The sequence below is a fragment of the Bifidobacterium callitrichidarum genome (genome assembly GCF_003129905.1).
Lineage (GTDB): Bacteria > Actinomycetota > Actinomycetes > Actinomycetales > Bifidobacteriaceae > Bifidobacterium > Bifidobacterium callitrichidarum.
Window position 1 is genome coordinate 1 of sequence record NZ_QFFM01000037.1, and the last position, 23,904, is coordinate 23,904.

20 protein-coding genes are annotated in these 23,904 nt (G+C 64.7%); 4 read left to right on the forward strand and 16 right to left on the reverse strand.

The features are described 5' to 3' along the window. Positions 1–239 precede the first annotated feature (239 nt). From rpsP to rimM, 3 genes are read left to right on the forward strand one after another with little or no spacing between them, the layout of a single operon-like run. Positions 240–701: a 30S ribosomal protein S16 gene (gene rpsP / locus DF196_RS12290; RefSeq protein ID WP_109058095.1), complete on the forward strand. Its 462-nt coding sequence runs from the start codon at positions 240–242 to the stop codon at positions 699–701. A gap of 32 nt (positions 702–733) precedes the next feature. Next, positions 734–967 (forward strand): RNA-binding protein, encoded by a 234-nt coding sequence (locus DF196_RS12295; RefSeq protein ID WP_007051427.1) that lies wholly within the window; start codon positions 734–736, stop codon positions 965–967. A gap of 21 nt (positions 968–988) precedes the next feature. Further along, a complete protein-coding gene (gene rimM / locus DF196_RS12300) occupies positions 989–1,603 on the forward strand; it encodes a ribosome maturation factor RimM (protein ID WP_109058096.1) in 615 nt (204 codons plus the stop codon). A gap of 206 nt (positions 1,604–1,809) precedes the next feature. Here rimM and DF196_RS12305 read toward each other — a convergent pair whose 3' ends face one another. The 11 genes from DF196_RS12305 to DF196_RS12355 all read right to left on the reverse strand — a co-directional run bounded on the left by DF196_RS12305 (position 1,810) and on the right by DF196_RS12355 (position 14,758). Continuing rightward, complete coding sequence (locus tag DF196_RS12305; protein ID WP_109058097.1) at positions 1,810–2,868, reverse strand: nucleoside hydrolase; 1,059 nt, start codon at positions 2,866–2,868, stop codon at positions 1,810–1,812. A 58-nt stretch (positions 2,869–2,926) separates the two neighbouring features. Further along, positions 2,927–3,793 carry an aldo/keto reductase gene (locus tag DF196_RS12310; RefSeq protein ID WP_109058098.1) on the reverse strand — a complete coding sequence of 289 codons (867 nt, stop codon included), beginning with the start codon at positions 3,791–3,793 and terminating at the stop codon, positions 2,927–2,929. 201 nt (positions 3,794–3,994) lie between these two features. Continuing rightward, the gene (locus DF196_RS12315; protein ID WP_109058099.1) at positions 3,995–5,146 is read right to left on the reverse strand and encodes a RuBisCO large subunit C-terminal-like domain-containing protein; all 1,152 of its coding nucleotides are present in this window, start codon (positions 5,144–5,146) and stop codon (positions 3,995–3,997) included. Further along, the gene (gene mtnA / locus DF196_RS12320; RefSeq protein WP_109058100.1) at positions 5,146–6,192 is read right to left on the reverse strand and encodes an S-methyl-5-thioribose-1-phosphate isomerase; all 1,047 of its coding nucleotides are present in this window, start codon (positions 6,190–6,192) and stop codon (positions 5,146–5,148) included. The genes DF196_RS12315 and mtnA overlap by 1 nt, the downstream gene beginning before the upstream one ends. Continuing rightward, the gene (mtnK, locus tag DF196_RS12325; protein WP_109058101.1) at positions 6,189–7,451 is read right to left on the reverse strand and encodes an S-methyl-5-thioribose kinase; all 1,263 of its coding nucleotides are present in this window, start codon (positions 7,449–7,451) and stop codon (positions 6,189–6,191) included. The genes mtnA and mtnK overlap by 4 nt, the downstream gene beginning before the upstream one ends. Positions 7,452–7,457: 6 nt before the next feature. Next, entirely contained in the window at positions 7,458–8,447 is a 990-nt protein-coding gene (locus DF196_RS12330) for an ABC transporter permease (RefSeq protein ID WP_206603800.1), read from the reverse strand. After that, a complete protein-coding gene (locus DF196_RS12335) occupies positions 8,444–10,123 on the reverse strand; it encodes a sugar ABC transporter ATP-binding protein (protein WP_158276327.1) in 1,680 nt (559 codons plus the stop codon). Before DF196_RS12335 ends, DF196_RS12330 begins: the two co-directional genes overlap by 4 nt. 183 nt (positions 10,124–10,306) lie before the next feature. Next, the gene (locus DF196_RS12340) at positions 10,307–11,395 is read right to left on the reverse strand and encodes a substrate-binding domain-containing protein (protein ID WP_109058103.1); all 1,089 of its coding nucleotides are present in this window, start codon (positions 11,393–11,395) and stop codon (positions 10,307–10,309) included. Positions 11,396–11,764: 369 nt separating this feature from the next. Continuing rightward, a complete protein-coding gene (locus DF196_RS12345) occupies positions 11,765–12,811 on the reverse strand; it encodes a nucleoside hydrolase (RefSeq protein ID WP_109058104.1) in 1,047 nt (348 codons plus the stop codon). A gap of 16 nt (positions 12,812–12,827) precedes the next feature. After that, on the reverse strand, positions 12,828–13,418 hold the full coding sequence (locus DF196_RS12350) for a CoA-binding protein (RefSeq protein ID WP_109058105.1): 591 nt from the start codon (positions 13,416–13,418) through the stop codon (positions 12,828–12,830). After that, positions 13,415–14,758 (reverse strand): O-acetylhomoserine aminocarboxypropyltransferase/cysteine synthase family protein, encoded by a 1,344-nt coding sequence (locus tag DF196_RS12355; RefSeq protein WP_109058106.1) that lies wholly within the window; start codon positions 14,756–14,758, stop codon positions 13,415–13,417. Before DF196_RS12355 ends, DF196_RS12350 begins: the two co-directional genes overlap by 4 nt. A gap of 301 nt (positions 14,759–15,059) precedes the next feature. Between DF196_RS12355 and DF196_RS12360 the strand changes: the two genes are divergently transcribed. Then, positions 15,060–15,560, forward strand: a complete 501-nt coding sequence (locus DF196_RS12360; RefSeq protein ID WP_109058107.1) for a cupin domain-containing protein — start codon at positions 15,060–15,062, stop codon at positions 15,558–15,560. A 204-nt stretch (positions 15,561–15,764) separates the two neighbouring features. Here the strand turns inward: DF196_RS12360 and DF196_RS12365 are convergent, their stop codons facing one another. From DF196_RS12365 to DF196_RS12390, 5 genes are all read right to left on the reverse strand, one after another. Next, on the reverse strand, positions 15,765–18,080 hold the full coding sequence (locus DF196_RS12365; protein WP_109058108.1) for a DUF2207 domain-containing protein: 2,316 nt from the start codon (positions 18,078–18,080) through the stop codon (positions 15,765–15,767). 67 nt (positions 18,081–18,147) lie between these two features. Continuing rightward, positions 18,148–18,720 (reverse strand): LemA family protein, encoded by a 573-nt coding sequence (locus tag DF196_RS12370; protein WP_109058109.1) that lies wholly within the window; start codon positions 18,718–18,720, stop codon positions 18,148–18,150. 355 nt (positions 18,721–19,075) lie between these two features. After that, the gene (locus DF196_RS12375) at positions 19,076–21,862 is read right to left on the reverse strand and encodes a polyribonucleotide nucleotidyltransferase (protein WP_109058110.1); all 2,787 of its coding nucleotides are present in this window, start codon (positions 21,860–21,862) and stop codon (positions 19,076–19,078) included. A 311-nt stretch (positions 21,863–22,173) separates the two neighbouring features. After that, complete coding sequence (gene rpsO / locus DF196_RS12385; protein ID WP_109058111.1) at positions 22,174–22,443, reverse strand: 30S ribosomal protein S15; 270 nt, start codon at positions 22,441–22,443, stop codon at positions 22,174–22,176. Between the two features lie 156 nt (positions 22,444–22,599). Continuing rightward, complete coding sequence (locus DF196_RS12390) at positions 22,600–23,280, reverse strand: hypothetical protein (protein WP_109058113.1); 681 nt, start codon at positions 23,278–23,280, stop codon at positions 22,600–22,602. Positions 23,281–23,904 lie beyond the last annotated feature (624 nt).

Here is a 23,904-nt window from a genome sequence, read left to right on the forward strand (position 1 = left end):
AGGACCGATACCGTTCGCGCTCATTCCCGATGAGGCACCACCACACCCTACGCGCTCAAAAAACGTGAGGCACGTCGCCGGAGTGTCAGTCCGGGGCTAGGCGCTATAATAGGCCAGTTATTCGCGCGCGCGTGGCGCCCTCTACACCCCGGGCCGCGAGGACACGTGGGTTCCGGCGAGCCGTGCCCCACACAGCATACCGAGAAACCACAAACCTAGTATTTACAAGGAGAGCCATTTTGGCAACCAAGATTCGTCTGAAGCGACAGGGCAAGAAGTTCTACGCCTTCTACCGCGTGGTGATCGCCGATTCCCGCAAGAAGCGTGACGGCAAGGTCATCGAGGAGATCGGCACCTACGATCCGAACACCCAGCCCTCGACCATCAAGATCGATTCCGAGCGCGCTCAGTACTGGCTTGGCGTCGGCGCTCAGCCGTCCGAGCCCGTGCTCAACCTGCTCAAGATCACCGGCGACTGGCAGAAGTTCAAGGGCCTTGAGGGTGCCGAAGGCACGCTGAAGACCGTTGAGGCCGGCCCGGACGCCGAGGCCCGCATCGAGGCCGTGGAGAACCAGGCTCAGAAGCTGAAGGCCGCCAAGTCCGAGGCTGAGGCCAAGGCCAAGGCTGAAGCCGAGGCTGCCGCTGCTGCTGAGGAAGCTCCGGCCGAGGATGCCGCCGAAGAAGCTCCGGCCGAGGCCTGAGTCATAACGGCGATAGCGAAAGGCTAGCAATCATGCTTGCACAGGCTGTGGAACACCTCATCAAGAACATCGTCGATTTTCCGGACGATGTATCTGTCAAGTCCCATGAGAACGCGCGCGGCGAACTGCTTCGCGTGCGCGTGAACCCGGAGGACATCGGCCGCGTGATCGGCCGCGGAGGCCGCACCGCCAATGCGATTCGTACCGTGATCCAGGCGCTGTCCGATCACAAGGTGCGCGTCGACATCATGGACGTGCGTCGATAAGATCAAGGATTGATTCACAGCATGGCAGAGCAGAACATGCACGACGACCCTCAGCAGCGCGAGTTGCTGAGGGTCGCTCGTATCGGGCGAGCGCAGGGCCTGAAGGGCGAAGTCACCGTGCGCGTTTTCACCGACGATCCGGAGTGGCGTTTCGAGCCGGGTTCCGTCCTGTACGAGGACGACGGTGAGACCGAGTACATCATCGAGAAGTCCCGCACGATGAAGGACCGTTGGATCCTGAAGTTCGAGGGCACGGACGACCGTAACGCCGCCGAGGCGTTGAACGGCGTGGAACTGTACGGCGAGGCCGACGACCCGGACGAGATGCTTGAGGCGGATGAATGGTATCCGAAGGATCTCATCGGGCTTGAGGCGCGTCTGGCTTCGGACAACGGCTTGGGACTGCCCGCCGGTCAGGTGGTGGGCAAGGTAGTGGATGTCCTCGACTCCCCCGCCCAGTCGCTGCTGAAGATTCGTCTGGTCGAGCCGGTGGTGACCGGTCAGAACGCGAAGGGCGAGGACGTGGTGGAGAAGACCGCGTTGGTGCCGTTCGTGGAGGAGCTGGTGCCGGACATCGACCTCGAGGAGGAGTATCTCACGCTCGATCCGCCCGGAGGATTGATTCCCGGGCTGTGATGCGCCGGCTCCACTTCACAACGTTGCTTTTTAAGGCTGACCTGAACGATTCCGTTCGGGCCGGCCTTTTTCGTTGGCTCTGTTACGTCAAGACCGGTATGGCCCCATTCTCGGCTCCCCTTGTCAGGGGAGCTGTCGGTGAAGCCGACTGAGGGGTAGTTCAATGGCATTCATGCCAATCCTGGTGTGACAGAGCCTTTTCGTGACTATGCGGCCGAGGCGGCATTGGTGACGCGGGTCATGAACCGGTCGAGGAAGCGGGGCACGTCCACGCCGAGCGCGACCTGCGTGTGCTTGTCCGCATCCTGCAAGCGGGACCGGTCGCCGATCGTGCGACCACGGAACGCACCCTCCAGATCGACCTGCAGGTTGAACCCGAACGTCGTCACCAGCCCCGGATCCAACGCGGCCGCCACGGCCAACGGATCATGCAGACCGCACCCGTGGATCTCCGGCTGGTTTTTGAGATAGAAATCGATGTAGTAATCCGTCATCGCCACCAGGAAGTCACCGGCCGGAGTGCCCAGCGACGCCCACTCATGGGCCTTCTCACGGGTCAACGCGGTCTGATGCGTCACATCCAGGCCGATCATCGTGGTACGCGCCCCACAACGGAACAGCCAGTCCGCGGCCTCCGGATCCTGACTGATGTTCGCCTCCGCCGCCGGACTCACATTGCCGGGCAGGGTCAACGCGCCACCCATCAACGTCACGTTCACACCCGAATCCATGAGATCCGGGGCATCACGGAACACGGTCGCCATCGTCGTCATCGCACCCGTGGGCACGATCGTCAAATCCGGCCCGTACTCGCGGGCGGCATCGATGATGAACCCGACCGCCGAACCCGGCGCCTCCGGGGCACGCGGCGAATCGGGAATCACCGCGCCGCCGACACCGTTGGGATGATGCACCGCGACCGAACCCGGCGACGGCACCCACATCGCGTCCACGGGCCAGCTGCCACGGCCGCCGGCACGCCAATCCCCGTACGCGGCGGCACGCCACTGCACGGTCGTGGGGCCGGCTCCCGGCAATTCGGCGGGCGCGATGGGATGATCCACGCCCGGATACACCGGCACGTCGTCACGGCCGAACAAGTGCAGCACCGCCAACGCATTGCGCGCGGCCAACGGCACCGCCACATTGCCATACGTGGCCGTGATACCGATCAGATCCGCCTCATCCACGCTGCCCAACGCATACGCAATCGCCATCGCATCATCGATACCGGTATCAAGATCGAGAATGAGCTTCCTACGCACGCATCCCACCTCCTTACGACGATGGCTCCTCCCGAGAGAGAAGCCGGAAAATAGCGAATCAGCCGAGCTTGGCGAGCTCTTCCGGGGAGAGTTCGAGCTGGTCGGCCTTGAGGGAGTCGAGGATGGTCTCGGGGCGGTGAGCACCGGGAATCACGAACATGTGGTCGCCCTTGGCGAGCTCCCAGGCGAGCGTCACCTGCTGGTAGCTCACGTGATGGGCTGCGGCCACCTCGCGGAACGGGTCGAACTTGGACTCGTCATAGGGGTGACGGTAGCCGCCGAGCGGGCTCCAGCACACGAAGGCCAAGCCGAGCTTGGCGCAGTAGTCGAGCGTATCCTGGGTCTCCAGGTGGATCGGCGAGTACTGGTTCTGCACGGCCACGAGCTTGTCACCGAGGATGGAACGGGCGATGTCGATCTGTTCGATGGATGCGTTGGAGACGCCAGCCACACGGGCCACGCCCTCGTCCACAAGCTGCTTCAGGGCCTCGATGGACTCGTTGTACGGCACTTCCGGGTCGTGGCGGTGCAGGTAGAGCAGGTCGATGGTGTCCACGCCGAGGGCCAGGGCGGACTGCTTGCCGTACTCGATGAGGTGTTCGGGCTTGCCATCGCGCGGCCACAGCGGTTCGCCATGTTCGCCCCACGTGCGGCGCAGGCCGATCTTGGTGGCCACAGTGACCTCGTCCTTCGGGCCCTTCCAAGTGGCGAGCGCCTCGCGGACCAGCTTCTCGCCGGTCTGCTCCTCCTCGCCCGGCGTGTAGTATGCCCAGGCCGTGTCGATGTGACGGCAGCCGGCGTCCAGCGAGGCGTGCAGCGTTTCGATGCCGATGTCGTGGCCGCGGTTGTTCTCGATGGTCAGCGGCATTTCGCCGTGGCCGATGGCGGTGGTGGAGAACGGGCCGAGGTTGCGGAACAGTGCCATGATGTGGTCCCTTCGTTGTGGACGCCGGTACGTATGGCCGGCAGATCGTCCGGTGATTATCCGTTTCCCAGCGTAGGCAGGCCGATGGATTTCGGGTGGACTTCCATATACGGTCCAATGATTCGGGCTCCGTCCAACCACTGTCGAACGGAGCCCGAAAATGTATCGGCGGCGCAATCGCACCATCAGCCAATCAGCTGATCAGTCGGCGTAGGCTTCGGCGGCTTCGCGGAAGCGTTGCGCGCCTTCGACCAGGTTGCCGGTGGCATGCAGCGCCCCGCCGATGAGGAACATGGTGTCCAGGCCGTAGAAATCGACGAGTTCGGGCACACGCTCGACGGTCATGCCGCCGCCGGGGGACGGCAGCGCGCCCTTGAAGCCGGCGAAGTCGTCCTTGGCCTGGGCGGCGATGGAGCGGCACACCTCCTCGGACAGGGTGAACCGTCCTCCGAAACTCGGGAAGATCACCGAATCCGCGCCGAACCAACGCAGCAGGTGGCCGAACAGCAATCCGGGGGCGATGCCATGGTCGGCGCCGGCGGTCCAGCCGCCCAGGAACGCCGGATGCGCGTAGATGATGAAGTCGTCCGGGGTGTTGTCGCGCACGTATCGCAGCGAATCCAGGCCTAGCGTGCCCGGTACCACCAGGAAACCGCCCGCTCCGGCCGAGACGGCCAGATCCACGTGGCGCTTCCAGTCGCCGGTCACCGGGTTGAACGTGGGCAGGTACACGCTGTGGCGGCCGATCTTCTCGTTCGCGTCGGCGATGGCGCGGGCCACCGCGGGCACACGTTCCTCGAACGGCGACCATACCTGGTTGCCCAAGCCCTGATCGTCCTTGATGACGTCCACGCCGCCGAAGGCACTGTCGTAGGCCTCCTGCGCGATGTCCGCGGTGTCGAGGCCCACCGGCTTCAACGCGGTGGCCAGCAGCGGACGCTTCGGCACGCCGAGCACGCGGCGGATGCCCTCGACGCCCAGCTTCGGGCCGCCGGCGATGCGATGGGCGAACTCAGAGGAGACGCGCACGTCCACCAGCCTGATGCCCGGCAGCAGCGAGGCGTTGCCCAGCAGCACGACCAGCAGCTGCGGAATCTCATAGGCCGTAAGGTCTTCCGGATAGGAGACGATCGCGAGCGAGCGCGATTCGCCGGCCTGCTCCACGGAGACAACCCGTCCCAGCGACCGGTCGGCCTTGGCGGGCGCGTAGGCGCGCGGGAATTCGTGGCTTTGTTCCACTGCCAGCGATTCCGCGCGGGAGCGAGCCTCCGTCGGATCCCCGTTAATTTCGTAGACCACCTCGAAGGTGGATCCGGACGTGGTGTTGGATGCGTTATCCGTAGTGACAGTCATCAGTCGTTGCTTCCTTGCGTTTCGTCCTGCACCTGCTGCAGTGCGTTCTTGATCGATTCCTCATAGGGCGCCCTGAGCACGCCCACCGGGGTGATGATGCCGGTGATGAGATAGGACGGCGTCACGTCGAACGCCGGATTCCACGTAGGCAGGTTCTGGTCCACGCCGGGCGCGTCCAGCACTTCCGCTCCGCCGCGCAGTTCGATGGGGATGTCCTGCTCGGAGCGAGCGGAGGCGTCTACGGCGGACAATGGCGCGGCGATGTAGAAGGGCACGTGGTTCTCATGGGCCGCGACGGCCAGCGAGTAAGTGCCGATCTTGTTGGCCGTGTCGCCGTTGGCCGCGATGCGGTCGGCGCCCACGATCACGGCGTCGATGAGTCCGTTGTGCAGGGCGGCCGGTGCGGCACCGTCCACCAGGGCGGTCACGTCGATGCCGTTCTTGGCGAGTTCCCATGCGGTCAGGCGCAGGCCTTGGCGCAGTGGTCGGGTTTCGGTGGAGTAGACGTGGACTTCTTGGCCCAGCGCCTGCTTGGTGTAGATCACGCCGATGGCCGTGCCGATGCCGGCGGTGGCCAGGATGCCCGTGTTGCAGTGCGTGAGGATGCGCGGGGCATCGGCCAGTTCGGCCGCACCTACTTCGCCGATGCGACGGCATTCGTCGATGTCCTCCTCGATGATGCGCTCGCCCGCGGCGACGGCGGCATGCCAGTCGCCTTCGGCGGCGAACGCATCGGCGGCGCGCTGTACGCCGTGGCGCAGGGTCACTGCGGTGGGACGGGCGTTGGATACCTTGTCGAATGCCTCGGCGGAGGACAAGCCGTCGCGCACGGCGAAGGCGTAGCCGAACGCGCCGGCGGCTCCGATGGAGTTCGCGCCGCGGATGGACAGCGTCTGGATGGCGTCCACTACGTCGTCCGCGTTGCGCAGGTCGCGGTATTCCAAGGCCGCGGGCAGCTTGCGCTGGTCGATGATACGCAGCGAGGCGTCGGCATCGGCCCCGTTGTCCTGCCATACCACGGACCGCAATGTCACGATGTCGCTCATGCCTGGCTCCTTGCGATGGATTCCTCGACGATGCGGCGCACGTCGGCGGCGGAGCCGACCTCCTCGAAGCGCTCCAGCAGCGCGCGGGAGGCGGTGAGCACCACGCGGGATGCCCAGGTCTTGCGATCCTGTTCCAGCGTCTCCAGATCGGGCAGGTGGGCCCAGCCGATGGTGCGGCGGATGCCCTCGGCACCGGCGTAGCCGGCGGCGTATTTCAGGGTGCGGGCGATCCAGCCGTCCACGAATGCGTCGGTGAAGATCTTATCGGCGCGGCGTTCGGCCACCAGGCGGCGGAATTCGGTCTCGAAGCCGTCCCATGCCTCCTCGTACAGCGAGAGCAGCCAGTCGAAGCGGGTGAAGTCCTTGCCTTCGCGCACGCCGATGGTGTCGGGGCCGTCGGCCAGCAGCGCCAGTTCGCGCGCCTGGGCCAGCAGGAAGTTGCCCCATAGGATGCCCAGGTCGAACGAGACCGGGCCGTAGAAGCCGAATTCGAAGTCGTAGGCCTTGATGCGGGGCGACGTGGTGTCGTCATCGGGCACCGGGTTTTTGTCCGAGCGCACGAACAGCGAGCTGGAGTGCAGGTCGCCGTGCAGCAGGGCCTCTCCGTTGGTCAGGAACTCGTACTTGAGCTTGGCTACCTGGGTGCGCAGGCCCTCGTCGCGCAGGCCCAGCACCAGATCGGTGGCGCCTGGCTCCCAGCCGTTGTGCTCGTGCTCGTAGTAGGGCTCCTCGAAGATGAGGTCCTCGGTGATTTGCTCAAGCTCCGGGTTGATGGCGGCGGCCGCGGCCTTCTGGACCTCCTGTGGCTCCTTGCTGAAGTACGAGGTGCCGTATGCCAGACGGGCCACGAACCGACCGACGTCGCCGGCGGCACCGGGGTTCACGCTGCCCTCGTCCAACGCCTCGCGCCACTGCTGCCAGTCGGAGAGGTCCTCGATGACCACCAGTCGGCGGTCACGGTCGAGTCCGTAGAACTTCGGGGAGAGCCCGTCGGTGTACTTGTCGGCGGCCTCCAGGCCGCGGGCCTCGGCGAAGATGCTGTCCTCGGTGACCTTCCAGGAATGGTCGGAGCGCACGTACGGCAGCGTCTGCTTGACCACCAGACCGCGGCCGGCGGCGTCCTTGACGAGGAACACCAGGTTGAGGTTGCCGTCGCCGATTTCCTTGGCCTTGGCCGTGGTCACGTCGATGAGCTTGGCGTATTCCGGGTTCGCGGCGATGTAGTCGATCACCGTGTTGTTGTCGAGTAGTTCGGTCATTTTCCGTCACCTATCCCTTTGCTGCGTATTGAAGATCTTGGAGAAGCTGACCACCAGCGCGATGACCAGCAAGGTGCCCTTGACGAAGTCCTGCGTGTAGTACGGCACGTTGAACATGGTCAGGCCATTGACCAGCACGCCCACGAACAGCGCGCCCACCACGGTGCCGAAGGCGTTCGGCCTGTTGGCACCGAACACCGCGAAGCCGATGAGGGCCGCGGAAATCGCCTCCAGCAGGTAGGAGGAACCCACGTTCACGTCGCCGCGGCCCACGCGGGCAGCCAGCACGATGCCGCCGAGCGCGGCCAGCAGGCCGGAAAGCGCGTAGGCCAGGATGCGGTAGGCACCCACATGCGTGCCGGCGAGGCGGGCGGCCTCGCGGTTGCTGCCGATGGCGCGCATCAGACGGCCGGTGCGTGTGCGTTCCAGGAACACGGCCACGATCACGCCCACCAGAATCATGAGGATCACCGAGAACGGGACCGTGAGCACGGTGCCGCTGCCGATCCACAGGAACGCCGGATCGAAGTCGCCTTTGGCCGGGGCGCCGTTATATCCGTTGCCTTTGGAGACGGACTTGCCGGCGGTGATGATGAGCGACAGGCCCTGGATGGCGAACATCGAACCGAGGGCCGCGAGCATGTCCGGAATCTTGGCGAACACGATGAGCGCACCGGTGAGCACGCCGACCAGTACGCCGGAGACCAGGCCGAACACGATGGCCGGGAACGCGCCGAGGCCCAGGTAGATCTGCGTGGCGGTGGAGACCATGACCGACAGCGAGACGATGGAGCCGGCGGCCATATCGAAGCCGTCCACCGACATGGAGACGGTCACACCCAAGGCCACGATGGCGGTGACGGACACGGACTGCAGGATCACGAACACGTTCTGCTTGGTGCCGAACGCCGGGGAGGCGATCCAGAAGAACAGCACCATGAGCACGAACAGCGCCAGCAGGCCGTATTTGTAGATAACTCGTTTGATGTCGATCACGCCACCGGCTCCTTGTCCCGCGTATCCTGCGCATCCTGTACGTTGCGCACGTCGTTTCCGTCTTCATCTGATTCGTTGCGGCCGGTGATGCCGGCCTCGTCCGCGATGAGCTGCGAGAGCTCGTCCGCCGTGGTGGTCGCGGGGTCCACCTGTCCGGTGATCACGCCGTTGGACATGACCAGGATCCGGTCGGCCACCTGCAGGATCTCCTCGGGGTCGCTGGAGGCCACCAGCGCGGTGCCGGTCTTCCTCAGCAGCCGGGCGATGTCCTCACGCGCGCCGATGTCCACGCCGCGGAACGGCTCGTCGAAGATGAGCACCTTGGATTGGGCGGAGACCCACCGTCCCACGATGACCTTCTGCCGGTTGCCGCCGGAGAGGGACCGGATGGAATCGGTGCTCTTGCCGATGATGCCCAGCGTCTCGATGACGTGCTGCGCCGCGGATTCCTCGCGGGAGAAGCTCAGCAGGCCGTACTTGTGGCGGTAGCGCTTCAGATCGGGGAGCGACAGGTTCTCGCGGATGGACCAGTCCGGGATCTCGCCCTGCACGGAGCGGTCCTCGGGCACGTATCCCACGCCGGCGCGGATCGCGTCGCTGGGATGATGCGGGTCGTACGGCTTGCCGTCGAGGGTCATCGTGCCGCTGATGAGCGGGCGGTCGCCCACGATCTGGGAGATGAGTTCGGTCTTGCCGGCGCCGATGAGGCCGGTCAGGCCGACGACTTCGCCTTCGTGGATGTCGATGTCGTTGGCGCGGGTGCCGTGGAACGAGCGCACGCCCTTGAGGGAGAGCACGACGCGGCCGGCCTTGCGGGGATTGCCGTCCTTCCCGGTCTGCTCCCGGCCTTCGACTGCGTCAAAGTCGTTCTGCAGGCCGTCGGCGAGGTCGCCGAGCATGGCCCGCACGATGGCGGTGGTGTCGAGCGGCTTGGTGAAGGTGGCGACTTCCGCACCGTCGCGCAGCACCACGGCGGAATCGCACAGTTCCGCGACTTCGCCCATATGGTGCGAAATAAAGATGATGGCCGTACCCTGTTCGGCGAGGCGGCGGACGTCGGCATGCAGCCGTTCGCTTTCCTGTACGCCGAGCGCCGCGGTGGGCTCGTCGAGGATCAGGACGACGGGTTTGGTGGCGAGCGCGCGGGCGATGAGCACCTGCTGCTTGTCCGACGTGCTCAGGTAGCGCACGGTTTCGTTGAGGTCGAAGTCAAGACGACCCTCGGCGATGCGTTCGGCCTCGGCGCGCATGGCCTTGACGGAGGGGAAGGCGCCGAATCGGTTGTCCGCGATCTGCGGGAACACCAGGTTCTCCCAGACGGTGGCGTCCGGGATCAGCGCGTCATCCACGTTCTGGGTGATGGTCTCGATGCCGGAGGCGGCGGCATCCTTGACCGAACCGAGCACCGCTTCCTTGCCGTTGACCTTGAGGGAGCCGCTAGTGGGGGTCAGGGAGCCGGAGACGATGCTCATCAGCGTGGATTTGCCGGCTCCGTTAGCTCCGACGAGCGCCAGGATCTCGCCGGCATGGACGCGGAAGCTCACGCCTTTCAACGCCTGCGTAGCGCCGAACCGTTTGGTGACGTTGTCTATCTCAAGAACCGCAGGAGCGGTGGAGCCGTTGCCGGCCCCACCTTGCGCTGCGATGTCCTGAGCACCTTGAGTTGCAGTGCTCACAGGATTGCCTTCTTTACTGTTGGTTGGTTGATGGATGGATTGAGTTGAACGATTGATTGGATTGATTGGGATTGGCCTTATCGCCGAGGGATTGGGCCGTTCACCGTTTTTCTTGATCGGCCCGCACATGGGAGGGCCGGCCCGGCCGCCGCTGCGGCTTCGGACCAGCCCACTCCCCTACGCTCACTGCTTGGCGGCGTCCTCCACCGGGGAGAGATCGTCGGTGCGCAGGCTCGGGAAGGCGGTGACCAGCTGGGACAGGCTGGTGATGTTCTTCTCGCGCAGCACGTCACCGGTCACCAGGGTGGGCGGGACGGTCACGGTCTTGGTGTCGCCGAGCTTGCCCTTGGCGGCCAGGTAGGCGGTGCGCACGGAGACGGCGCCGTCGTTGGCCGGGTCGGTGGTGGCGGTGGCGATCCACGGGCTGTTGTCCTTCTTCAGCTCGGCGATGTCGGCATCGGAGATGTCCACGCCGTAGACCTTGACCTTGCCGTTGAGGCCAAGCTCGTCCACGGCCTGGGCGGCGCCCTTGGCGAATTCGTCATAGGGGGCGAGCACGGCGGTCACGCTCGGGTTGGCCTGCAGGGAGGCCTTGACCTGCTCGGCGGTCTGCTGGGCGGTGGCCTCGTTGACCACGCCCACCTGAGCCACCTGGTTCAGGCCGGGGTTGGCCTTCTTGACCTTCTCCCACACGGCGTTGCGGCGGTCCAGCGGGGCGAAGCCGGCCACGTAGGTGTAGATCACGTCGGCCTTGCCGTTGGTGTCCTTGACCAGCTGGCTGGTGATGAGCTTGGACAGGTCGGCGTCGGACTGGGAGACGTGGACCACACGGTCGTCGTTGACGACGGAATCGAAGCCGACCACCGGGATACCGGCGTCCAGAGCGGCCTTGACGTTGTTAGTAACGCCTTCCAGGCTGTGGTCCACGAGAATCACGTCGGGCTTGGTGGCCACGGCGGACTGGACGTCCAGGATCTGCTGGTTGTCATCGCCCTTGGCGTCGTAGATGTGCAGGTTGGCGCCGATGCGCTTGGCTTCCTTGTTGGCGCCGTCAAGCCACTGGTTCAGGAAGTCGCCCTGCGTGCCGCGGGAGACCAGCGCGATGTTGACGGTGTCGCCGTTGGCGTTGTTTGCCTCGTTGGCGGTGGCCTGACGGCTCTTGATGGCCCATGCGCCGCCGACCACGACGGCCAGGACCACTACGATAGCGACGATCAGGATGAGCAGCTGGTTCTTCTTGCCGGTCTGTGCCGGTGCGGTGTTCGTTGCCATTCTTGGTTCCCTCTCTTGGAAAGTATGTGATTGCGCTTCGTCCCTCGCTATGAGCCCAACTTGGAGGTTTGTACTGTTTTCGAAGCGGTGATTCACACACTAAACGCTGGCCGCCGGGCGGTTCAAGCTGGCAAATATACCCAATTCTTATACCCTGCTATGGTTCTGCTGATTCCCGCCGGTCGTTGGCCGCGAAGTCCTGATATGGCAAGGGGCACGGCGTCCACGACACGCCGTGCCCCTTGGGGTTGATTCACTGAAATCAGCTTTCAACGGGTTGGACTACTCCTCGGTCTCGTTACGCGAGCCAGCTCCCCTGACAAGGGGAGCCGAGAAAAAGCCAATCCGATCTCGCAAAACAGTTTGTAGTTATGGAATGAACCGTTCGTCGGCTCGGCGGATGCCATCCACGAAGGTGCGGGCGAACCCGTCCACGTCGATGTCGGTGACCACGTCCACGTGCGGGCGTGGGTCGGTGGCGCAGGCTCCGGCAGGCACATCGGCCGCGACGGCGTCCAAGGCCGGGGCGAACGTCACCTGTGTGGTGATGCCGTCGAACGGACCGTCCGCGCCGGTCACGCCCACCTCGGCGGGCTTGGTGACGAACAGTTCCGGGTGCATCAGGTACCAGGCCGCAGTGGGGTCGTACATCTGCACGCCGCGGTCCACGCGACCGTCGTCGTAGACGCCGAACAGGGCGGCGATCATCGCGCCGACCGGGCCGTCGGCGCGCATCGTCTCGACGTCCGACGCACTCAGCCGCGCGTCCCAGCCGATCTCGACGCCAACCATCACGATGGGGATGGCCGCCCCGAACACTTCAGCCGCGGCTTCCGGGTCCACGGCGATGTTGAAGTCCGGCACGGTGATTTCGGGACGGGCGGCGGAGGTGCCACCCATGAGCACGACGCGACGGATGTTCGGCAGCACTTCCGGGTGGCGGCGGATTAGCAGCGTGATGTTGGTCAGCGGGCCAAGCGCCAGGATGTCCACCGGCATATCGGATTCGCGCAATACCCGCGCCTCGGCCTCGATGGCATCCTCGTCCAGTAGAAGTGAACGGTTCGGTTCGGGGAAATCGAAGCCATCCATGCCGGATTCGCCGTGCACTTCGGGCGCGTAGACCGCAGGTCGTTCCAGCGGTTCCGAGGCACCGCGGGCCACCGGTATGCGGCGGTCGAGGAACGTCAGGAGTTTCAGCGCGTTCTCGGTGGTGTGGTCGATGTTCACGTTGCCGCTGACGGTGGCTATCAGCCGAACGTCCACGGCGTCTGAGGCCAGCAACGCCGCAATGGCGGCCGCATCGTCGATGCCGGGGTCGGTGTCGATGATGAGCGGTCGCGGCGCTGCCGGCTCGGAGGACGGCTGGCTGGCGGCGTGGGATTCCTCGGGCAGGAATTGGGAAGGGACAGCCATGACTTGACTACCCCGTCTACTTCGCCTTGCGCGAGGTAATCACGCCGGTGTTGAAGCCGAAGAGGTGCAAGCCCTGGTGGAATCGCGCATATTCGATCTTGATGCAGCGGTCCATGACCACCTGCAGTCCCAGTGCCTCGGCCTGTTCGGCCACGTCGTCGTTCCAGATGCCCAGCTGGATCCAGAGCACCGGCGAGCCGATGCGGGCGGCCTCCTCGGCGATGGGCGGGATGGCGGAGGCGCGGCGGAACACGTCCACGATGTCCGGCACTTCCGGCAGCGAGGCCAGATCCGGGTACACCGGGTGGCCCAGGATCTCCTTCTCACGCGGGTTGACGAAGTACACCTTGTACGGCGTGGTCTGCAGCAGGTAGGTGGCCACGAAGTAGCTGGCGCGGGCGGGGTTCGAGGAGGCGCCCACAATGGCGATCGACTTGGCGTTCTCGAGGATATGACGACGGGTCAGGGCGTCCGGTTCCTTCCAGCGGCGCTCCCCCACCGGCGTCGGCGCCTCGCACGCAGCTGCCTGAGGTGCCGGAGACGTCAATCCGATGCCCTGTCCGGCCCTGTTGAGCGTGATCTTGGGGGCGTTCGTCTGCTCGCTCATGCCTGCTCCTTTCCATCGTTGCCGTCGGCTTCACCGGTTTCACTGGGCACTGCCTGCGCGGCAGCGTCCAGCGCCTGCTGCAGGTCGCGCAGCAGGTCTTCCACCGTCTCGATGCCAATGCTCAGTCGAATCGTGCCCTCGCCGATGCCGGCCTCACGCAGCTGTTCGGCGGACAGCTGACCGTGCGTGGTGGACGCCGGGTGGATGGCCAGCGACTTCACGTCACCGATGTTCGCCACATGGCTGAACAGGTTCAGCGAATCGATGAAGCGTTTGCCGGCCTCGCGCCCGCCCTTGATGTCGAACGAGAACACGGAGCCGGAGTCGCCGTTCGGGAAGTACTTGAGCGCGCGGTCGTGGTGCGGATGGCTTTCCAGACCGGCCCAGTACACGGCCTCGACCTGCGGCTGTGCTTCCAGCCACGTGGCGATGCGGCGCGTGTTGTCCACCTGGCGCTGCACGCGCAGCGGCAGCGTCTCGATACCCTGCGCGATGAGGAACGCGGAGTGGGCGCTGATGGCCGGGCCCACGTCGCGCAGCTGTTCGGCGCGCAGGCGGGTCAGGAAGGCGTACTGGGCGAAGTTGCCCACCCAGGTCAGGCCATTGTAGGACGGCACCGGTTCGTAGAACGCGGGGAACCGCTCCTGGCTCCACTGGAACTTGCCGGAATCCACCACCACGCCGCCGAGCACCGTGCCGGCGCCGCTCAGGAACTTGGTGGCCGAGTGGATCACGATGTCGGCGCCATGCTCGATGGGGCGCATGAGGTAGGGCGTGGCCATCGTGGAGTCCACCACCAGCGGGATGTTCGCGGCGTGGGCCACTTCGGCGAGTCCCTCGATGTCGGCGATCTCACCGGACGGGTTCGCCACGGCCTCGACATACAGCAGCTTGGTCTTGTCGGTGATGGCGGCAGCGTAATCCTTGGGATCCTCGCTGTCCACGAACTTGGTCACGATGCCGAGCCGGCGCAACGTCACATCCAACTGGGTGATGGTGCCGCCGTACAGCTGGGCGGACGCCACGATCTCGTCGCCCTGGGAGGCGAGCGCCACGAACGTGATGAACTCCGCGGACAGGCCGCTGGCCGTGGCCACCGCACCCAGGCCGCCTTCCAGGCTGGCCACGCGCTCCTCCAGTGCGGCAACCGTGGGGTTGACGATGCGCGAGTAGATCTCGCCGTACTTGCGCAGGGCGAACCGGGCCGCCGCGTCGTCGCTGTTCTCGAAGACGAACGCCGCCGACTCGTAGATCGGCAGGGCGCGGGCGCCCGTGGCCTTGTCCGGGATGTTGCCGGCATGGACCGCACGGGTCGCGAAGCCGAATTCCTCATCCGCCATAGTGTGTTCCTTTCCCGCCTGCGGTGCGGCGGTCCGAATCGGGCCGGGGCTACTCCACGCGCATGGTTCCGGCGTTTCCGCGGCAACCGATGCCGTCCCCCAGGCATACGACTATCGCCGCACATGGGTATACGGCGAGCATAGAAGCGAATATAACAGGAATCCATAGCCGGAGGCAGTGCCTGAAAACCGCGATTTTCCAACGGTTTTGTGCCTTTGATAGCGGTCTATAAGTTATTGCGATACCGTTCGGGGGTACTTTTCGGACCATGCAGCCGCCATGTGATGCATGATGGGGAGCATGGCAGAACAGCAGAAAGACACGTATCATACCCCGCATCACGTCATCAAGCCGTTGGTCCCGTTCCGCGCGGAAACGGAGGAGGCCCGTTGGGAGGATGTCGACGAACTTGTCTACAAGGAGAACGACACCACCTTCCGTTCGGTGACGCGCCGCATCCTCTTCGATTCCAACGCCGGCCAAGGCAACCAGGTCCGCTACTTCGAAGTGCAGGCCGGTGGCTGGAGCACGTTCGAGCATCATGAGCATACCCATGAGGTGATTATTTTCCGCGGCAGCGGCACCGCGCTGGTGGGCTTCGAGACCCGTCACGTCAAGGCCGGCGACCTGGTGTTCGTCGGCCCGAACGAATGGCATCAGTTCAGCGCCACCGACGACGGTCCGCTCGGCTTCATCTGCATCGTCAAAGCCGACCGTGATCATCCGATTCGTCCGACCGCCGAGGAGCTGGAGCAGATCTACGCGGCGCACCCGGAGCTCAAGGGCGTGATTCGCGTCTGAAATTTGGCGGGACGGCTGCGGCTTGGCTGATTTCCGAGCCTATAGCGATCTCGCACACTCCCATGGTGTAGGGATTTGCGCATGATGTAGGGATCCGACCACGGCGCAAGACCAAGAAACGGCTTTATTCCGCCGTTATGTAGAATTTGTGTCCCTACATTATGTGCAAATCCCTACATCATGGGTGATTCGGTCGGGTACGTTTCACCGCCCGCCAAAGGAGCCACCGCCGGAACCGCCGGACGAACCGCCGAAACCGCCGCCGGAGAAGCTTCCGCCGCTGCTGAAATCGCCGGAGCCGCCACTGTCGTAGCTGGGTGCGGCCGCGTGGATCGTGGAGGTGATGTCGGCGAATCCGGAGGACAGCTGTGAGCCGAGGTCGGAGAAGCCGGGCGCATAGGAGGTGCCGCCGAACAGCGGGGTCGCACCGAACTGACCGGCGAGGCCACCGTTGCCGCCGTTGCCGGAACCACCCGGACCCCACTGCCCGCCGGAACCGCGCCCGTCATCGTACCGGTCATGCCACGTGTGCGACCGGTAGGTCCAATAGACCATCGAATCGGAGGCGTTGCTGTCCAGCCAGTCGGGGTCGGAGACCTGCGGGTAGGCCTTGGCGAGCTCGCGCATCACGCGCTCGGAGATGCCGAACGCGGCGGCATAGACCATGTACCAGTCCCACATGGCCAAATCGGCGGCGCCACGGTCGGTGAAGTTGGAGAAGTCCTGCATGTAGCGCTTGAGGCCCAGGCAACGGCCGGCGATCTCCTGACCGGTTGCGGTCAGCTCGTGCATCGCGCCGGACATCGAGCAGAACAGGCCCACGGCGAATACCGGCAGTCCGGTGATGAGCCCCACCATGCCGTAGCCGATGACGAGGTTGGCGATCATGGCGCCGAAGCCGACCACCGCGGCGAGCACGCCGGCGAGGATCCACTGCCAGCCGCGCGAACGGGAGGCGTCCAGGCGCACGTACTCAATGTCGCAGGCGGTGGTGAACTTGCCGAGCTCGATGTATCCGTCCTCCCAGTCGCGGCAGGCCAAGCGCATCTGGTTGAAGTCGAACACCGGGCAGCCCACGCGGTGGGAGATCACGGTGAGCAGGTTCAGCAGCGCGTCCTCGGAATCGCTCAGGCCCAGTTGCTCGCGGTTGGGCACGGCGTCGATGGCAGCGGGCAGCAGCACGATGGTGCTGGTGGACAGGGCCGCACGCTGTCGGCCCGGATCGGCGGCGATCATGTGGCTCAGCTCCACCGGCGTGGCCCGGCTCATGTCGATGCCGCGGTACAAGTCCGAGGATCCTGGGTAGATGGCGAGCGCCTTTTTGACGGCGAGCGAAAGCAGGGTGGCGGTGAGCTCGCGGTTCGATTGCGTGCCGCCGGTTTTGTCCACCACGTCGATGAGCCGGGCGGCGGAGGCGGGGCTGATGCCGGGCTGGTCGCGCCAGTATTCGATGGGACCGCGGTATTTCGAGCGTTTGTTGCTGGTGATCGAGGCGTATAGGCCCCACGCGCACAATGCCACGCCGATCACAACCGTGGCGATCCACAGGGCCAGGCGCGCGCGTGCCGCGGTCCGTTGGCCTTCCTGCCACTGCCGTTCCTGTTCGGCCTCGCTGCGTTTGAGGGCGTCCAAGCGGTCGGTCTTGCGGACGCGGCTGATGCCGGTGGATGTCGGCGTGGAGGCATAGGCAGCCACCACATCCAGGTAGTCGCCGGAATGGATGTTGTAGGCCGTGAACTTGAGGCCGCCGTCCGCGGTACGGCTGGTTTCGGAGGTGCGTTCGGTGTGCAGCCACGCCCAGGAATCATTCTTGGTGATGCCTTCGGGGAAGTGCACGGTGCCGGTGACCGTGCCGATCGGCACCGGGTTGGATTTGCCGAACGGCTCCCACTGGAAGTCGGCCACGTCGTTCCATTGGGTCATCACGTCGTGCATGATGAAGGTGACGTCGAACTTCATGCTGTCGGCCTTGCGGGTGGCGGGGATGTTCCAGCCGATTTCGATGATTTTGGTGGCTGCGGTGTCGCCCGTGCCAGTGCCGTTGCTGATGGCGAGGCCGTCCTTGCCGGGGGTGTACGGCTTCGGTTGGGAAGCTCCGGCGGTGACATCCGCGATGTACCAGCGGTTCGCGTAATCGGAGTCCCATGCGCTGTCCGATACATCGTCCGGGTACTTCGGTTCGGTCTGTTGCGCGTAGTTGATGCCGTCGGTGACGTTGGTGACGCTGATGTCCGTGATGTCGGTCAGATTGTTGCCGCGCAACGTGTACTGCTGGTAGAGCTGCTTCCATGGTTTGACGTTGTCGTCGCCGTCGGTGCGTTCGCGCATCTTCACATCGATGTGCTGGGTGACGGTGAGGTCGCCGCTGGTGTCTGCAGTGACGTCGTAGTCCAGTGTGCGGTAGCTCAGGTCCGATTCGTACACATGGTTCGGCGCCCAGGTGAGTGCGCCGAAGAAGACGGCCATGACCAGCGAGGCGATGGCGCTGATGATGCCTGCTCGGATGAATCGTTTTGCCATGACGGCCACATTCCCTTCTCCGTTGTGGTCCTAATCCGCCGTATTCCCTCCCTGAGGAAGCATCGTCCTAGAACTTGACCTGTGGGGCCTGGCGAGCGGGTTCGTCGGCTTCGAAGTACTGGGCCTGTTCGAAGTGGAAGAGGCCGGCGATGATGTTGCTTGGCACGGTCTCGATGGCGGTGTTGAACTTCAGGACCACATCGTTGTAGAACTGGCGGGCGTAGGCGATCTTGTTCTCCAGGTCCTTGAGCTGGCCTTGCAGGTTGAGGAAGTTCTGGTTGGCCTGCAGTTGCGGGTACGCCTCGGCGGTGGCCTGCAGGTTGAACAGGGCGCGGGAGAGCTGGTTTTCGGCGGCGATGCGTTGCGATACGTCGCCACTGGCCGCGGATTGCAGCGCGCCGGCGCGGGCGGCCATCACGTTGGCCAGTGTCTGTGATTCGTGGGTGGCGTATCCCTTGACCGTCTCGACCAGGTTCGGGATGAGGTCCGAACGTTGCTTGAGCTGCACGTCGATCTGCGCCCAACCGTTCTTGACGCGGTTCCTGAGGGTGACGAGGTTGTTGTAGGCGCCGATGCCCCACACCACGACGCCGATGATGAGAACGAGAATGACGATTGCGATGATGAGACCGACGCTCATATGCGCTCCTTTGTGCGAGAACCCTTCCGAAGCTCATTCTTCCACAAAAGCCTCTGGAACGCGAGAAGCCCGCCGTGCGTAACGGCGGGCTTCCTGGGAACGAATCAGACTATGGAATCGGCCTTTGGCCGATGCGGTATTCCCGCAGACTTTGTCTGCTCCTCTTCTCTCCCTCAGTCTCACTTCGTTCGACAGCTCCCTCGTCAGAGGGAGCCGAGGCCCTATATGTGTAAGGCTTGCCTCCCTCTGACGAGGGAGGTGGCATCGGCGAAGCCGATGACGGAAGGAGAGAAGCCGCAGTCGCAAGACTGCGAAATCACCGCATCGGCCAAAGGCCGATTCCTATTCGTCTTTATCAGTCCTCAAACGGATCAAAGTCGCGACGGACGCGGCGGCGCGGACGCTCGGAACGCTCTTCGCGGTCGGCGCGGTAGTCGTCGTAGTTGTCGTCGGTGGCGTAGCGCGGGTTGCGGTCGGAGCCACGGCCACGGCCGGAGGAACGGCGCGGACGGTCGTCATCGCGATCGCGGTCGGAGGAGCGACGGCGACGCGGACGATCATCATGGTCGTCATCGCGATCGTCGAAGTCGCGGTCGTCACGGTCCACCGGACGGCGGCGACGCGGACGGTCGTCACGATCATCGCGATCGTCACGATCGAAATCACGATCATCGCGATCGGAGCGACGGCGACGCGGACGGTCGTCGTAATCGTCCTCGAAATCGTCGTGCTCGACCGGACGACGGCGACGCGGACGATCGTCACGATCATCGCGATCGTCACGATCGAAATCACGATCATCGCGATCGGAGCGACGGCCGCCACGGGAGCCGCCACGGCGATCGTCACGGGAGCCACGGCCACCGCGACGGTCGTCACGGTCGGAGGCGGAACGGTCACCACCGCGGCCACCGCGGCCGGCGCCGGCGTTGCTGTCCTGGTCCTCGAAACCGGGGATGGCCAGGGAGATCTTGCCGCGGTCGTCCACACCCTGCACGACCACCTCGACGGTGTCGCCTTCCTTGAGCACGTCCTCGACGGAGTCGATGCGCTCGCCGTTGGCCAGATTGCGGATCTGGGAGATGTGCAGCAGACCGTCGGTGCCCGGGGTCAGGTTGACGAAAGCGCCGAACGACGTGGTCTTGACGACCTTGCCGTTGTAGGTCTCGCCGGCCTGCGGCACGTGCGGGTTGGCGATCTGGTCGATGATCTGCTTGGCCTTCTCGGCGGCCTCGCCACCCTCGGAGGAGATGTAGACGGTACCGTCATCCTCGATGGCGATCTCGGCGCCGGTGTCCTCCTGGATCTGGTTGATCATCTTGCCCTTCGGGCCGATGACCTCGCCGATCTTCTCGACCGGCACGGAGGTGGTGATGATGCGCGGGGCGTACTCGCTCATCTCGGCCGGGCCGTCGATGCACTCGTTGATGACCTCGAGGATGGTGGTGCGGGCCTCGTGGGCCTGCTGCAGGGCGGCGGCCAGGATGTCGGCCGGAATGCCGTCCAGCTTGGTGTCGAGCTGCAGGGCGGTGATGAACTCGGAGGTGCCGGCCACCTTGAAGTCCATATCGCCGAAGGCATCCTCGGCGCCCAGAATGTCGGTGAGGGTCTTGAAGATGTGCTTGCCGTCCACATCGCCGGACACGAGGCCCATGGCGATGCCCGCGACCGGGGCCTTCAGCGGCACGCCGGCGGCCAGCAGGGACAGCGTGGAGGCGCACACGGAGCCCATGGAAGTGGAGCCGTTGGAGCCGATGGCCTCGGAGACCTGACGGATGGCGTACGGGAACTCCTCGCGGCTCGGCAGCACCGGCACGAGGGCCTTCTCGGCGAGGGCGCCATGGCCGATCTCGCGGCGCTTCGGGGAGCCGACGCGGCCGGTCTCACCGGTGGAGTACGGCGGCATCTCGTAGTTGTGCATGTAACGCTTGGACTGCGGACCGGACAGGGCGTCGATCTGCTGCTCCATCTTGAGCATGTTCAGGGTGGTGACGCCCAGGATCTGGGTCTCGCCACGCTGGAACAGGGCGGAGCCGTGGACGCGCGGCACGATGTCCACCTCGGCGGACAGGGTGCGGATGTCCTTGAGGCCACGGCCGTCGATGCGGTAGTCCTCGGTCAGGATGCGGCGACGGACGATCTGGCGCTGCAGCTCCTTGAAGGCGTTGCCGAGCTCCTTCTCCTTCTCCAGGTCATCCATGTCCTCGAACTCGGTGGCGAGCACCTCGCGCACGTGTTCCTTGATCTCGTGGATGCGGTCCTGACGCGGCAGCTTCTCGGCGATGGAGAGGGCCTCGTCCAGGTCCTTGTGGGCGATCTCGTCGATGCGGGCGTACAGCTCGTCGGTGTACTCCGGGAAGAGCGGGAACTCCTTGGTTTCCTTGGCGGCCTTCTCCTTGAGCTCGTTCTGAGCCTCGCAGATCACCTTGATGAACGGCTTGGCGGCCTCGAGACCACCTGCCACGACCTCCTCGTCCGGCTTCTGCTGGCCCTCGTCGTAGATGAGGTGCCAGGCGTTCTTGCCGGCGCCGGCCTCGATCATGGCGATGGCGACGTCACCGTTCTCGATGACGCGGCCGGCGACCACGATCTCGAAGACGGCGCGCTCGCGCTCGCTCCAGCGCGGGAAGGCGACCCACTGGCCGTCGATCAGGGCCAGACGCACACCGGAGACCGGGCCGGAGAACGGCAGGCCGGAGATCATGGTGGAGGCAGAGGCGGCGTTCAGGGCGATGACATCGTACGCATCGTCCGGGTTCACGGCGAGCACGGTCTCGACGACCTGGACCTCGTTGCGCAGGGTGTGCGGGAACAGCGGGCGCAGCGGGCGGTCGATGATGCGGCAGGCGAGGATGGCCTCGCTGGACGGGCGGCCTTCGCGACGGAAGAACGAGCCCGGGATCTTGCCGGCGGCGTACATCTTCTCTTCGACGTCGACGGTCAGCGGGAAGAAGTCGTAGTTCTCCTTCGGGCTGCTTCCGGCGGTGGTGGTGGAAAGGATCATGGAATCGTCGTCCAGATAGGCGGCGACGGCGCCGTCGGCCTGCTGGGCGAGGCGGCCGGTCTCGAAGCGCAGCGTGCGCTTGCCGAACGATCCATTGTCGATGACGGCCTCAACGGCCTTGATTTCGGGACCCTCCATAGGGTTCCTCCTTCTTGATTTTTCTGTTATTCCTACATGCTGTCCGCAGCCGGATGTGTCTGCGCCGCGGTTTGTCCTCTTCAGCGGACGTCACATACCTGTTGTGCGGCGGCCCCTTGGCCACCGTTCCTCGTGTCAACCCATCTCATTCGGGTTCTCTTGTTCGGCCTTCCTTCCGGGCTTATGGCGACCTTCCTAACCCATGGCCACCGCCCTCCGGCCGTTACTCTCTTAACCCTCTTGCCGTTGTTGCCGTTGGCTGGCGATATGTAAAACGCCCGAGCACCATCCTAGGTACTCGGGCGGAAGAATTATCGACGCAGGCCCAGGCGCTCGATCAGGGAGCGGTAACGGTTGATGTCGACGCGCTTGAGGTAGTCAAGCAGACGACGACGGTCACCGATCATGAGCTGCATACCACGACGGGAGTGGTGGTCGTGCTTGTGCTGCTTGAGGTGCTCGGTCAGGTCGGCGATACGCTTGGACAGCAGGGCCACCTGGACCTCGGGGGAACCGGTGTCACCTTCGTGCGTCGCGTACTCGTTGATAATCTGGGTCTTTTCTTCAGCCGTCAGTGCCACGGCGTCCTCCTTATTTGTGTTCGTTGCGCGGTGATCCAAGCGGGTGTGCTTGGAACGCTCTCTATCCGCGGGCGAAATCACGCCAAATGAGAACTATAGGTCAGGGTGCGGACTTGCGCTACGGCGTAGGCTTGCGGGAGCCGGACAGAGGTTTCGTCACACCGCGGTGAGCAGGCCGCCGAACAGCACCACGAGCAGCGCCAGCGTCTCGATGACGAAGTACAGGATGAAGCTGGCCCAGCTTTTGGTGAGTACGTTGAGCGGCGAGGTCTTCTTGATGACGACCAGCAGTCCCACGAAGATCACGGCGTACACGGCGATGCCGATCGCGGCGGCCAGGATGCCGATGTTCGCGGCGTTCGCCAGACTGGCCTGCTCGCCGTAGACCACGTACGTGGAGTACCAGAAGTTCAGGTTGAGCATGCTCAAACCCGCCACGAACTGTTCGCCGGCGAGCCCCACAGCGAACACGATGAGCCACGGCCATGAGGGCGAGACGACCACCGCCATCGCCAGACCCACGTACGTGATGACCACGGCGACCCAGCCGATGAGCGCGATGCCGCGCGGGTCCACGCCGCCGAGCGCCGACACCACGGCCTCGGTCTCGTTCACGGCCAGCGAGCGGCCGAACCAGTAGGGCACGACGATGGCCACAAGCACGATGAGGATCATGGCCGCCCAGCGCAGCGGGTGGGAACGACGGCGTTCGATGTCCGCCAGGGACAGGTCGGTTTCGGGAATCGACGGGGTCGGATGCTTGGATACCTCGACGGTCTCGACCTTGCCACCCACCACTTCGACGGCCTCGTTGGGTTCGGCGGGTTCGGCCGTCAGCTTCGGGCGGATGAGCTGGGCCAGCTCCGCCTCGGCGTCGGATGCGGCGAGCGCGACGGCATCGGCCTCACCACCGTCGGCCGAAGCGACCGCGGTCATCCCGGAACCACCGTCCGTGACAGGGGTGGCGGCAACGACCGGGATGCTGTCGGACAGAGCGGCCGCGACCGTCCCGGAATCGTCACTTGCGACCGGACCTGCGGAAAGACCGGCAGTCGCCACGGATCCGGTCTCATCGGTTCGTCCGGTTCCGTTGAAGTCCACGGTTGCGTCGTCCGCCATAATCCCCCGTCCTGTTCGCCCGGCCTCGCGCCTTAGCCTCTATATCGGTGTTCCGGCAATCGACAACGCTCGCTCACGCCTGCGATTGCCGGCCATGACACGATTGCACGCTCTCGCGCGATACGTCCATTACCGCAACCATGGTACTCGCAACCTGCTTGCGGGCGCACATTGCCCGTGGATCGCGATGCGATCAGCATACGCAATCAGTACACACGGAATGAGTGATGTGGCAATAGCCAGAACATAGGCACGACGGGCGGGGCGAGGTGCCTCATTTGAAAATGAGCGCGTAATCCGGAGTGGTGCCTCACCTGTGGTGAGCGTGAAATCCTAGTCCGC